The following is a 12,485-nucleotide window of genomic DNA, read 5'->3' as shown; positions in this document are numbered from 1 at the left end:
AAATCGAATTTAGGTCTTATTCCCGTGAAGTGGTTACAAATACACATTACTGTTGATCAAGCGCAAGTGGATTTTACAGAAACATTACTTATGTCATTAGGTGCAGTAAGTGTAACGCTAGATGATGCCGAAGATCAGGCATTGCTTGAACCGCTTCCTGGAGAAACTCCGCTTTGGAATAAAGTGATTGTAACTGGGATTTATCAGGAAGATGATCAAGACCCTATCGATGTAGAAAAACTGGAAGCTTTTCTAAAAGAACAACTTCCTGATGCACCTATACGCCATGAACAACTCGAAGATCAAGTCTGGGAACGCGCATGGATGGATTATTATGAACCCATTCAAATCGCAGAAAAGTTCTGGATCGTACCTGAATGGTTAGAAGCTCCAGACAGCAATGCGGTTAACATTAAACTTGATCCGGGTCTGGCTTTTGGTACAGGCAATCACGCTAGTACTTTTCTTTGCCTGCAATGGTTAGGACAAACTGATCTTAAAGATAAAATTGTGATCGATTATGGTTGTGGCTCAGGTATTTTGGGTGTCGCAGCATTGTTGCTTGGGGCAAAAAAAGTCTATGCCACTGACATCGACCCGCAAGCTGTATTAGCTACCAAACAAAATGCTGAACTCAATCATGTATTAGATCGTTTATTTGTCGGTTTACCTGAAGAGTTTAATGCAGAATTTAAATCGCAAAAAGCGGATGTTTTAGTGGCCAATATTTTAGCTGCGCCACTCATGGCACTTGCGCCAGAGTTTGCAACTTTGCTCAAATCTGAGGGAGAGTTCGCACTTGCAGGCGTAATCGAAGAGCAAGTTGCTGATGTTACTGGTGTTTATTCTGAGTTTTTTGATATAGTACATATCGAGAAGCGCGAAGAAAACTGGTGTCGCATATCAGGGAAGCGCCAATAACAAATAAAAGTAGATGACGGTTCCATGAGTGAAAAACAAACCCGCTGCCCCAAATGTTTGACAGTATATAAAGTCTCACTAACTCAGCTCACAGTTGCTCAGGGTATGGTTTGTTGCCCCAAATGTGATTTAAACTTCAATGCACTAACTAATCTCATTCTGGCAGAAGATCATTCTGCCAGCTCGATTCAGTATTCAGCTTTAAATCAATGTGCGATTTCACCCTCTGCTTTGCAATACAATAACTTTAATGTTCTGGATATTTTTGATCGTAGAATTGAAAATTCAAATATTGATCTGCTGACCTATCTCAATAATTTAAACTATTTTCAAAATGAGGAAATCAGCAGTTTCCCCCAACTCAATCTTGCCGAGAGCGAAGGTCTAAGTTTAGACAATAGTCCCAAAAAACGTAAAAAGCATAGCCTGCTATATTATGTAATGTGGAGTTCTATTAACATCGTCTTATTGGGAATCCTGTTCTTCCAAATTTTATGGTTTAACCCAAGAGTGATGCATAATAGCCCTGTACTAGGCGCGGTATTCAATCAATTATGCAGTGTATTTAGTTGTAAGAAACTTGAAGAGAACTACGCACTTTTGACTATTAATAAAGTTAAAGTCGTGAGCATTGAGCAGCATAAAACTCGTTTTTCAGGTGTTTTGGTCAATTATCATGATAAAAGCTTACAGCTTCCTCTACTCAAGCTGACTTTAAAAAATAAACATGAGAATAAGAGTATTATTTTAAAGCCTCAAGATTATTTAGCCGCCAGCCTAAACGGTATTCAGCGTATTCCTAAAAACCTGCCTTATAAGTTCGAATTTAACATTAATCAGCCCAGAAAAAGCTTTGATGATTATACTTTAGAAATAGTCCACCCCTAATCACTAAAAAAAACATAAAAAAAATGAAAAAAAATGCAGTTAATTTGCTCACTTTTTCTTAGACAATGGTATCATACGCGCCACGAAAGCTTGACCCTACAACATCTTCGGATTTATCCACAACAATTACTGTCGTCATCTGTGCTTTATCAAGTGATAGCGCATTGCGTGGCTTTTTTGTTTTTGAATCTGGGCTGTAACAAATATTAAACTATTGTTACGCTTATTTTTCGCACAATATACAGAGTTGTGGCAAGCTGTTGTTTCCATGTTTTAGAGCCTCTGTTTTAGTATCTAAAACAGGGTTCATTATTTAGACCACATTTACATACTGCTTTACCCAAGCGGTAATATGATTTCGGATTAACTCGCATGAATAGCAAATCTCCTATTTTTACTGCACAATCTGATGTTGCTCTTCGCATCCACGTGGATCGCGCAGTTCGCCATTATTTTGCACAATTGCAAGGTGAGCAACCATCACAAGTTTATGACATGGTGCTAGCAGAAATGGAGAAACCTCTTTTATCTGTCGTCTTAGAATATACCCGTGGCAATCAAACTCGTGCTGCGGAGATTCTAGGCCTAAACCGTGGAACTTTACGCAAAAAGTTAAAAGCTCACGGCTTAATGAGTGAATAAATGATAAAATGCTCACGTCCTGTGGGCATTTTTTATGCCTATTTGTTTTAATCTGTAAACTTAAACCGTTGATTTAATCATGACTATTAAACGTGCTTTGATTTCTGTTTCTGACAAAACAGGAATTGTGGAATTTGCTCAAAATCTTGCAGCTTTAGGGGTAGAAATCTTATCTACTGGCGGTACATATAAGTTGCTTAAAGACAACAATATCGCTGTTGTAGAAGTTTCTGAACATACTGGTTTTCCAGAAATGATGGATGGTCGTGTAAAAACCCTACATCCTAAAATTCATGGGGGTATTTTGGCTCGTCGTGGTCTGGACGAAGCGGTCATGCAAGAGCATGATATTGCGCCTATCGATTTGGTTGTAGTTAACCTGTATCCATTTGCAGCAACCGTTGCTAAACCAGACTGCTCTTTGGCAGATGCGATTGAAAATATCGATATCGGTGGCCCAACCATGGTTCGCGCAGCAGCGAAAAACCATGCTTCAGTGGGTATTGTGGTCAATGCATCTGACTACGCTACTGTGATTGCAGAGCTTAAAGATTCTGGTGCATTGTCTTATGCTACGCGTTTTGATCTTGCGGTAAAAGCCTTTGAACACACTGCACAATATGATGGCATGATTGCTTCTTATTTAGGTGCACGTGTAGGTAAAGAAGAGGGCGAAGCCGATTTATTCCCGCGTACCTTTAATACTCAATTGGTTAAAGCTCAAGACTTACGTTATGGCGAAAACCCTCATCAATCTGCTGCATTCTATGTTGATCCTGCTGCTAAAGAAGCATCCGTTTCCACAGCAAAACAGTTACAAGGCAAAGAATTGTCTTATAACAACATTGCTGATACCGATGCAGCACTTGAATGTGTAAAATCATTTGCAAAACCAGCGTGTGTCATCGTCAAACATGCTAACCCGTGTGGGGTTGCTGTGTCATTAGATGGCATCAAAGCAGCTTATGATCTTGCTTATGCAACCGATACCGAATCTGCTTTTGGTGGCATCATTGCCTTTAACCGCGAGTTAGATGTTGAAACTGCACAAGCGATTGTGGATCGTCAATTTGTTGAAGTAATCATTGCACCAAGCATTGCAGATGGCGTACTTGAAGTGACTGGCGCGAAAAAGAATGTTCGCGTGATGGTGTGTGGTGAGCTTCCTGCCATAGATGAACGTGCTCCACAGTTAGACTATAAACGTGTTAATGGTGGTTTATTGGTTCAGGATCAAGATTTGGGTATGATCAAAGCATCTGACCTGAAAGTCGTGACTGAACGTGCACCAACAGAACAAGAAATTGATGACCTGATTTTTGCATGGAAAGTTGCAAAATATGTGAAATCAAATGCGATTGTCTATGCAAAAAATCGTCAAACCATCGGGGTTGGTGCAGGTCAAATGAGCCGTGTAAACTCAGCTCGTATTGCCGCGATTAAAGCAGAACACGCAGGACTTGTGGTTGAAGGTGCAGTAATGGCCTCTGATGCATTCTTCCCTTTCCGTGATGGGATCGATAATGCAGCCAAAGCAGGCATTAAATGTATCATCCAACCAGGTGGTTCGATGCGTGATGAAGAAGTGATTGCAGCAGCCAATGAACATGGTATTGCGATGGTCTTTACTGGTATGCGTCATTTCCGTCATTAATTTGACTGAATTTTAAAGTATAAGAAATTTTTTTGACTTTAAGCTGATCGCCCTCTTCTTATGAAGAGGGTCTTCTACATCAAGAATCGTGTAAAAGTCCAGATCAGTTTATGGATTCATGGAGTATGAACCCAATGAATATTCTTGTTTTAGGTAGTGGTGGTCGCGAACATGCACTTGCTTGGAAAATCGCGCAAGATGCTAAAGTCACCAAAGTTTTTGTTGCACCTGGTAATGCAGGAACTGCAACCGAAAACAAATGTGAAAATGTTCAAATTGATATTTTAAACAATCCAGAAATTATCAACTTTGCAAAAAATAACCATGTTGATCTGATTATTGTTGGCCCTGAAGCACCTTTAGTCAACGGGATCGTCGACGCAGCACGCTTGGCTGACTTAAAAATTTGGGGACCGACTCAATATGCAGCACAACTTGAAGGTTCTAAAGCATTTGCCAAAGACTTTCTGAAAAAGCACAACATTCCAACGGCTTTCTACGAGGTATTTACTGAAGTAGAGCCTGCTAAAGACTATATCAAAAAGCATGGCGCTCCAATTGTCATTAAAGCTGATGGTCTTGCGGCTGGCAAAGGTGTGATTGTTGCGATGAGCAATGAAGAAGCTTTTGCAGCTATTGACGATATGCTGGCTGGCAATAAGTTTGGTGATGCAGGCTCGCGTGTGGTGATCGAACAATTCCTTGCAGGTGAAGAAGCATCATTTATTTGTATGATTGATGGTCAAAACATTTTACCGATGGCGACTTCTCAAGATCACAAACGAATTTTTGAAGGCGATCAAGGCCCAAATACAGGTGGTATGGGAGCTTACTCTCCTGCCCCTGTGGTGACTTCTGAAGTTTTTGATCGTGTCATGACTGAAATCATGCGCCCAACCGTTGAAGGTATGGCACGTGACGGTCACATCTATACTGGTTTCCTTTATGCGGGTTTAATGATTGACGATCAGGGTCAACCTCGTGTGATTGAATTTAACTGCCGTTTTGGCGATCCAGAAACACAACCTATTATGATGCGTTTAAAATCATCTTTGGTTGATCTGGTTGAAGCTGGTATCGCAGGTAAACTCCCTGCTCAAGCCGAATGGGATGAACGCAAATCGATAGGTGTGGTACTTGCTGCTGAAGGTTATCCTGAAACTGTACGTAAAGGCGATGTTATTTCTGGTTTAGGTCAATCTCCTGAAGGTACTAAAATTTTCCATGCAGGGACTAGCGTGAAAGATGATGGTCATGTCGTTACCGCAGGTGGTCGTGTACTTTGCGTAACAGCCTTAGGCGACAGTGTCCTTGAAGCTCAAGTGAATGCTTTAGAAGTGTGTGGTCAAGTGACTTTTGCAGGTATGCAATATCGTAGTGATATTGGTTATCGCGCTATCGCACGTGAAAAAGCAGATAACTAAATAATTCAAACCTCTATTTATTCTTTTTTAGATTAAATAGAGGTTTTTTATTTTTCAAAAATTGATCAAATTGCTAAAAAATCTGAAGTGATAAAGTTATTTTCTACTTTATACTGTAACTTAATAACCATAGCAGAAATTATTAATGATTTACCCTTTTTCTTTTTGACATATAACAAGATATCTTTATACTCACTTTTTTTGATTTAAAAGCAATTTTTGTGCTTAAATTTCAAGCATAGTAGGGTCTGTTGACAATTTACAGATAGTTGCATAGCTAAAATCAACAGCTCCTTATTTTCTACTTAGCTTTCACTCTTACATTGATTTAGCCTGACTAAATCCAGGAACTCAAGCAATGAAAAAACTGTTTAGTGTTTTTTTAAGTATTGCAGTCATTGTTCTCGCAGCTTGTTCAAAACAACCTGAAGACAATAAAGCTTCTGCACCTGCAAATGCTTTGCATAAAATTACGCTTGCCTCTAGTGGTTCAGATACAGATATCTGGCGTTTTATCGCACAACTTCCAGAAACCAAACAAGCAGGTATCGAACTTGATGTAAAAAACTTTACTGATTATGTTTCGATGAATACTGCTGTTGCAAATAAAGAAATTGATGTCAATGCCTTCCAGTCTTATGCTTATCTGGTTGCATTTAATGCGGGAAACAAATCTAAAATTGCTCCATTGGCAACAACTTATTTAGAACCAATGGGAATTTATTCAGATAAAATCAAGAAGATTGAAGACTTCACAAATGGCGAAACTATTGCCGTTCCAAACGATCCTGCCAATGAAGCTCGTGCCTTGTTATTGCTTCAAACTGCGGGCTTGATTAAGTTAAAACCTGAGTTTGATGTCGCTAAAGGCTCTCCTGCTGACATTATTGAAAATCCTAAGAAACTCGTGATTAAAGAAATTCCAATGGCAACTTCTGTTCGCGTAAAAAGCGAAGTCGATGCCATTGTATTGGGTAATGTCTTGGCCATGGAAGGTGGTTTGAATGTGCTTAAAGATTCAATTTTCCATGAACCTGTAGATCAATCTACCAAAATGAATGTCAATGTTCTTGCCGTGGCAGAAGGTCGTCAAAACGATCCTGAGTTATTAAAGCTGAAAGACCTTTATCATTCTGCACCTGTAAAACAATTCATTCAGGAAAAATTTCAGGGCACAAAAGTTGATGTAAATGAACCAATCAGCTACCTGACTGGCGGAAAACAGTAATATAATACCCTCTTCACAAACAGGCACACTGTGTTGCCTGTTTTTCTTTTTTTAGCACTCTAGATCATATGATTGAATTTAAGAATATCTCCAAGTTCTACACTCAAAATGGGCAAACCATTCCAGCACTGGATCAAATTAACCTGACCATTCCTGCTGGTAGTATTTTTGGCATCATTGGCTATAGTGGTGCAGGTAAAAGTACCCTCGTAAGATTGATCAATTTACTTGAACGCCCAAGCGAAGGTCAGGTCATCGTCAATCAAAAAGATATGACCGCTTTGAGTGCTAAAGATTTGCGTACAGAACGCACCCATATTGGTATGATTTTTCAGCATTTCAATTTATTACAAACCAAAACCGTAGCAGAAAATATTGAAATGCCGCTGCTGCTTTTAGGTGTAGATAAAGCCAAACGTCAGGCACGTCTGGAAGAATTGCTGGATTTCATCGACCTAAAACATAAACGTAATGCTTTTCCTGATGAATTATCTGGCGGTCAGAAACAACGCGTTGGTATTGCACGTGCTTTGGCAAATCACCCTAAAATTCTATTATGTGATGAGGCGACCTCAGCACTTGATCCGCAAACCACCAAATCTGTACTCGATTTACTTAAAAAAATTAATGAAGAACAAGGAATTACCATTGTTATCGTCACCCATGAAATGGATGTGATTGAACGTATTTGCGATCAGGTTGCGGTAATGGAAGCAGGTAAAGTGATTGAGCATGGCCCAACCGTGCAAATTTTTAGCCACCCCCAACACCCAACGACCAAAACCTTTATTCAAACCGTGTTTCAGCAACAATTACCACGTAAGATTCTGGATAATTTGCAACATAAAGGAATTGATACCATCTACCGTTTACAGTTTTTAGGCAAATCAGCACATCAACCTGTGATTCAAACGGTCATCCGTGAATTTGATATCGATTTTAATATTTTATTTTCCAATATGACTGAAATTAATGGCACGGTTATTGGCCAGATGTTTGTCCAAATATTAGGCAGTGTCGATGTTGTTGCACAAGCAGTTGACTATATGAAAAAGCATGATGTTCTGATCAGTCAAGCGGAGAATGAATAATGAAAGAATTCATTGTGCATTGGCTCACTGTAATTACACAACCACTCTGGACCAGTCCGCTCGGCATGGATCAATTTGTTGATGCCATGCAAGAAACCATACAAATGGTGCTGTTGTCTTTCCTATTTGGCGGAATTTGGGGCTTAATTCAAGGTGTAGCGTTGGTTGTCACCCGTGACAAAGGCATCTTACCCAATAAAGCCATTTATCATGGTTTGAATCCGATTATTAATGCTTTGCGCTCTCTACCCTTTTTCATTTTAGCGATTGCTGTGATTCCATTGACGAAATGGATTGTCGGATCATCCATTGGTACTTGGGCTGCGATTGTTCCTTTAACGATTTTTATCGGCCCCTACATGGGACGATTGATTGAAAATTCTCTGCTTGAAGTTAATGATGGCATTATCGAATCCGCACAGGCAATGGGCGCAACGCCATGGCAAATCGTATTTAAGTTTATTTTGCCAGAAGCACGTAGCTCACTCATTTTAAATATGACCACTGCAACGATCAGTCTGATTGGTGCAACCGCAATGGCAGGTGCTGTCGGTGCAGGTGGTATTGGTGATCTGGCTTATTCTTATGGTTATCAACGTTTTGATAGTAGCGTGATGCTCTTGACCGTGATTGTCTTGTTGATCTTGGTACAATTGGTACAGTCACTAGGGAATTGGCTTTCCAAACTTCGCTAGTTGAGCCCAAAGCCGCATTAGAGGGAGCTTTATCAGCTCCCTCTTTTATAGCTCAATGATTTTAATGATCTGAGAAATAGGTAACATCCGCTGCAATAAAGGTATTGACGTGTAATGGGACAAGCTCTTCAAGTGGCTGATAACCACCAGCAAGTACAAATAAAATTGGAATGCCTTTTTGTTTTGCCATTCTAAATACAGCTTGATCACGTTGATATAACAATTCAGTCGTGAACCATTTTGAGCCATATTTGTCTTTTTGATGGCAATCCATTCCAGCCTGATACACAATTAAATCGGCCTGAAAGCGTTCAATCATTTCAAAACTTTCATGTAAAGCCTCTAAATATTGTTCAAAATTCCCCTGTTTAGGATGAATATATCGAGTAAAGTTACGACTGTTGGCACGGCACCCAAAACGAATCCCAAAAACTCCAAAGTTAATGAGATTTGGTAATTTTGTTGTAAATTGTGCTGTTCCATCTCCACCATGTTGATCACAGTCCAATATAAAGATCGTCTTCTTTGGATAATATTTAGCGATAAGTGCCAGCCCATTAAAAGTACAATATGCGGCGCCAGCTTCATAACTAGCGTGATGAAAACCCTGTGCAATATTGGCAGCAATTCCCTCTTTCATAGCAAGTTCAGCACCCAATAATTGACCTGCGTTAATTGATAATACTGCATCACGAAGCTGTGGATTCCAGTCACGAAATCCTTGTATCGAAGCTTCTGGTTGTTTACCCGTGATAAATGCTTCGACATAATCAGGACGATGCAACTGTTTAAGTAATTCCACCTCAATCATGCCCGGATCAATGCATTGCGCTAATTGTTTTTGTTCGACTATTTTCGCAACCTCAGTTAATTTTTCCATACTGTTGGTATGAGTATTTGCATAATAACGTGGTGAATAACAGGCTTTGAGCATAGTATCCCTTTTTATGATTAGATTTGCTCAAGAGCAACTTCCATTAATTGGCTCAGTTCAGTACTTTCAGGACGAAATAAACCATTTTGAACCTGTTGTTTAAAATGGTGACTAAATGCTCTCGCCCGATGAGCTGGAGAAATTGCAAGCGTCGTCAATCTTAAAAACCAGAAACCCTCGACTTCATCGATTGGAATAATATTGCCCTTATAATTTTTATTTTTTCGTTTGCTAATACTTGCATGATCATAGCTGACTGAAAAAAGACAACCCACGGGTAAACGCACACCATTCATGATTAACGGCTGCAAACTAATACAGGAGTGATTATCCCCCATATTTAGTTTTTCAATCATGACGGGTTGTTGATGTGCATCGACAAAAATATTAATTTCACCCTGTCGCAATAAACGTCGATGCGCCACTTTTAAAAAATATTTTTCTGCTAAAGGACATGAGCCCACTTTGGGTTTTTCTTGGAGGGTTTTTAGTTCAATAAAAGGATTCATTTCAGCCAGTTTAGGAAGAATAATATCTTCAATCAACCTACAAATCAGAATACTTTCTTCAAGTTGCATCTCTAGATAAAGGCTTCTAAGTTTTGCCTGAAAACTTGCTTCCTGCAATACCGCCTGATGAAAATGTACTGAAACATCATGGGCTTTGAGATCATTTTGCAAATTATGATGTTGATCCAGATCGCGCCATGAATCCAGATCAATGTGATAGCAGGAACTTTGATTTAAAATATATTTCAAAAGTTTCAGATCATAATCTGCAAACAAACGTAAATCCTGAAAGTTTTGATGATCTCTGGGCTGATTCACTATTTCTGCAATCACACGGGTTGCTTGCGTATAACCACAGCCGCGTCGTTCGGTCTGATGGCTATAATGTTCATTTAACATTTCTGTCAGTTTTTCTGAAAGTGGATGCAAATATGTTTTAAATACTTCGACGATTTCATGATCTTGTCTTCCTGACATATCTCCTCTCCATACATGAAACTACTGATTAATCGTTTATTTAAATGCCGTTATTTTGATTGAACAAAAGTGTTGCTTGATTACATATTTGCTCTTTTAAAGGCATCATAAAATGGCTGATCGATAAAATCCACTGTAAAATCATAAGATTAGCTTATTATGTTTAACTACATTATATTATTAGGAAAGAATGATAAATTCATCACTTTCTAAAAGTTAAACATTTATTCTATGCCAAGCTTACTCAAAATATCTGTTATGATGATATTGAACAAGTATAGACTCGCCTTTCAATTTAAACAGTTTAATTGATTTTTAGGATAAAAAAATGCGTTATCAGGTTCACTTTATTGATGTCCAAAATGATTTAAAAAATTACATATGGATGCTTGAAGATACAGAAACGCAAGAAGTTGTTGCTATTGATCCGACTGAATCAAAATTGGTAGAGAATTTTTGTGAACAACATCATTTGAAGTTAACTCAAATCTGGCTCACTCACTGGCATAAAGATCATATCGGTGGCGTACCCGTTCTAATTGCCCAACATTCAATCCCTGTTTTTGGCCCTCGTGAAGAGTTGAGTAAAATTCCATTTATCACTCATGCTTTACAACATGCAGATCAATTTAGATTTAATCAATTAAATGTTGATATTATTGCAACTCCGGGTCATACGCTTGGTCATATCGTCTATTTTATCGATCAAATTGATAGTCTATTTTGCGGTGATACACTTTTTTCACTTGGCTGCGGTCGAGTTTTTGAAGGTACATTTGAACAAATGTATCACTCCTTAAATCGCTTGGCTGCACTACCACCACGAACCCAAGTCTACTGCACCCATGAATATACGCTTGCCAATGCACAATTTGTATTAACAATTGAACCTCATAATCTTGCACTGCAAGAACGTGCTCAACAGGTTCAACAACTCAGAGAAAATGGCCAAATCACCTTACCCAGCAGCATTCAACTAGAATTAGAAACCAATCCTTTCTTACGCACCGACTGTGTTGAAGAGTTCGCTAGAATACGAACGTTAAAAGATCAATTCTAAAGATGAAGGATCAATCGGTCATTGGTTGATGCAACTCTCTCTTTTGTCTTATGACCGATCTTTTTGAAATATGAAATATATTTTTACATCTATTTTTTTTGAATGCTGTACTCATTTAGCTAATTCCTCATCTTTAGCATAAAAAATTAAATGATTAAAAATCAATATATTAATCAAAATAGTTCTAATTTTTTAAGCGTTGTGCTTTGCAAAAAACATAAAAATTGATCTTTTATTTATACAATCTGATGGCAATTTCATGAATTGAAAAATTCTTAAACAGTTTTCCCCTTTAAAAAATTCACAGTTACCCTTATTAATAAAAATAACGATTGTGGTGGTAATGGAGAATATTCAAATGAGAAAAGTGGTCAAAGCTAAAAATTTAATTGCGTTTCGTATCTGGCTAGAAAAACTGGGATATTCCGTAAAAAACTTAGCGGATGACAAAGGTTTTACGTTTAGTTTCAAAAAAGAATATGGTCTTGTTACCTGCGATTTATCTGGTAATAATTTAGCCATTCAACTTGGTGAAGAATTTGAGGATCATTTAAAAGCATAAACTTGATAAGCTATTTTCTCTATGTACTTAATACATATAGGATTGTATAAGAATAGAAATTTAAAAAATGATGAATGACTTTAAATAGCATCATATCTGATGCTATTTTTTATTGTAATTTTTATGATTCAATATTCCTTAAGCTTAAATTTTGCTATACATTTCTTATATTGAGAATTATTCTCATTGCATTAAGTTGTTTTTTACTGTATAAAAAAGACTCAACAATTATAAAAAGGTGGGGTTATGAAAACAGTAGAAGTCGTTTTAGTTTCCTCGACCATTTTCACACTCATGATTATGGTCTACTTATTTGGACAATTAGCTTACAGATAAAATAAGTGATTGATAATAATATAATAATCACTCAAAGGCTTAAACATTATGTTTAAGCCTTTTT

At 38.0% G+C, this 12,485-nt stretch carries 12 protein-coding genes; 10 read left to right on the top strand and 2 right to left on the bottom strand.

Going from position 1 to position 12,485, the window contains the following annotated elements; all coding sequences use genetic code 11:
* Positions 1-24 precede the first annotated feature (24 nt).
* From prmA to I6L31_RS01590, 8 genes are all read left to right on the top strand, one after another.
* Complete coding sequence (gene prmA, locus I6L31_RS01625; RefSeq protein ID WP_005004045.1) at positions 25-921, top strand: 50S ribosomal protein L11 methyltransferase; 897 nt, start codon at positions 25-27, stop codon at positions 919-921.
* Between the two features lie 24 nt (positions 922-945).
* Positions 946-1,809, top strand: coding sequence for a DUF3426 domain-containing protein (locus I6L31_RS01620; protein ID WP_005004043.1), 864 nt, complete (start codon positions 946-948; stop codon positions 1,807-1,809).
* Positions 1,810-2,181: 372 nt separating this feature from the next.
* Positions 2,182-2,451, top strand: coding sequence for a DNA-binding transcriptional regulator Fis (gene fis, locus I6L31_RS01615; protein WP_001086304.1), 270 nt, complete (start codon positions 2,182-2,184; stop codon positions 2,449-2,451).
* 79 nt (positions 2,452-2,530) lie between these two features.
* Positions 2,531-4,105, top strand: a complete 1,575-nt coding sequence (purH, locus tag I6L31_RS01610; RefSeq protein WP_005004040.1) for a bifunctional phosphoribosylaminoimidazolecarboxamide formyltransferase/IMP cyclohydrolase — start codon at positions 2,531-2,533, stop codon at positions 4,103-4,105.
* Positions 4,106-4,239: 134 nt separating this feature from the next.
* The gene (purD, locus tag I6L31_RS01605; protein ID WP_005004038.1) at positions 4,240-5,529 is read left to right on the top strand and encodes a phosphoribosylamine--glycine ligase; all 1,290 of its coding nucleotides are present in this window, start codon (positions 4,240-4,242) and stop codon (positions 5,527-5,529) included.
* Between the two features lie 358 nt (positions 5,530-5,887).
* Positions 5,888-6,757, top strand: a complete 870-nt coding sequence (locus I6L31_RS01600; RefSeq protein WP_005004037.1) for a MetQ/NlpA family ABC transporter substrate-binding protein — start codon at positions 5,888-5,890, stop codon at positions 6,755-6,757.
* 68 nt (positions 6,758-6,825) lie between these two features.
* The gene (locus tag I6L31_RS01595; RefSeq protein WP_005004036.1) at positions 6,826-7,848 is read left to right on the top strand and encodes a methionine ABC transporter ATP-binding protein; all 1,023 of its coding nucleotides are present in this window, start codon (positions 6,826-6,828) and stop codon (positions 7,846-7,848) included.
* Entirely contained in the window at positions 7,848-8,543 is a 696-nt protein-coding gene (locus tag I6L31_RS01590) for a methionine ABC transporter permease (protein WP_005004035.1), read from the top strand. Before I6L31_RS01595 ends, I6L31_RS01590 begins: the two co-directional genes overlap by 1 nt.
* Positions 8,544-8,604: 61 nt before the next feature.
* Here I6L31_RS01590 and I6L31_RS01585 read toward each other — a convergent pair whose 3' ends face one another.
* Both I6L31_RS01585 and I6L31_RS01580 read right to left on the bottom strand, forming a co-directional pair.
* Positions 8,605-9,477 carry an arginase family protein gene (locus tag I6L31_RS01585; protein WP_005004034.1) on the bottom strand — a complete coding sequence of 291 codons (873 nt, stop codon included), beginning with the start codon at positions 9,475-9,477 and terminating at the stop codon, positions 8,605-8,607.
* Between the two features lie 17 nt (positions 9,478-9,494).
* On the bottom strand, positions 9,495-10,463 hold the full coding sequence (locus tag I6L31_RS01580; RefSeq protein ID WP_005004033.1) for a hypothetical protein: 969 nt from the start codon (positions 10,461-10,463) through the stop codon (positions 9,495-9,497).
* A gap of 328 nt (positions 10,464-10,791) precedes the next feature.
* Between I6L31_RS01580 and gloB the strand changes: the two genes are divergently transcribed.
* On the top strand, positions 10,792-11,523 hold the full coding sequence (gloB, locus tag I6L31_RS01575) for a hydroxyacylglutathione hydrolase (RefSeq protein ID WP_005004032.1): 732 nt from the start codon (positions 10,792-10,794) through the stop codon (positions 11,521-11,523).
* 358 nt (positions 11,524-11,881) lie between these two features.
* Entirely contained in the window at positions 11,882-12,085 is a 204-nt protein-coding gene (locus I6L31_RS01570; protein ID WP_005004031.1) for a hypothetical protein, read from the top strand.
* Positions 12,086-12,485 lie beyond the last annotated feature (400 nt).

This window comes from Acinetobacter septicus (genome assembly GCF_019355975.1).
GTDB lineage: Bacteria > Pseudomonadota > Gammaproteobacteria > Pseudomonadales > Moraxellaceae > Acinetobacter > Acinetobacter ursingii.
Note: the sequence above shows the minus strand (reverse complement) of the source record. Positions and strands in the feature narration are given on the sequence as shown.

Excerpts from the sequence above, each read along its gene's own strand:
- I6L31_RS01585 (WP_005004034.1), bottom strand. The coding sequence starts at position 9,477 with ATGCTCAAAGCCTGTTATTCACCACGTTATTATGCAAATACTCATACC.
- I6L31_RS01595 (WP_005004036.1), top strand. The coding sequence starts at position 6,826 with ATGATTGAATTTAAGAATATCTCCAAGTTCTACACTCAAAATGGGCAA.
- purH (WP_005004040.1), top strand. The coding sequence starts at position 2,531 with ATGACTATTAAACGTGCTTTGATTTCTGTTTCTGACAAAACAGGAATT.
- I6L31_RS01600 (WP_005004037.1), top strand. The coding sequence starts at position 5,888 with ATGAAAAAACTGTTTAGTGTTTTTTTAAGTATTGCAGTCATTGTTCTC.
- I6L31_RS01590 (WP_005004035.1), top strand. The coding sequence starts at position 7,848 with ATGAAAGAATTCATTGTGCATTGGCTCACTGTAATTACACAACCACTC.
- I6L31_RS01570 (WP_005004031.1), top strand. The coding sequence starts at position 11,882 with ATGAGAAAAGTGGTCAAAGCTAAAAATTTAATTGCGTTTCGTATCTGG.
- purD (WP_005004038.1), top strand. The coding sequence starts at position 4,240 with ATGAATATTCTTGTTTTAGGTAGTGGTGGTCGCGAACATGCACTTGCT.
- I6L31_RS01620 (WP_005004043.1), top strand. The coding sequence starts at position 946 with ATGAGTGAAAAACAAACCCGCTGCCCCAAATGTTTGACAGTATATAAA.
- I6L31_RS01580 (WP_005004033.1), bottom strand. The coding sequence starts at position 10,463 with ATGTCAGGAAGACAAGATCATGAAATCGTCGAAGTATTTAAAACATAT.
- fis (WP_001086304.1), top strand. The coding sequence starts at position 2,182 with ATGAATAGCAAATCTCCTATTTTTACTGCACAATCTGATGTTGCTCTT.
- gloB (WP_005004032.1), top strand. The coding sequence starts at position 10,792 with ATGCGTTATCAGGTTCACTTTATTGATGTCCAAAATGATTTAAAAAAT.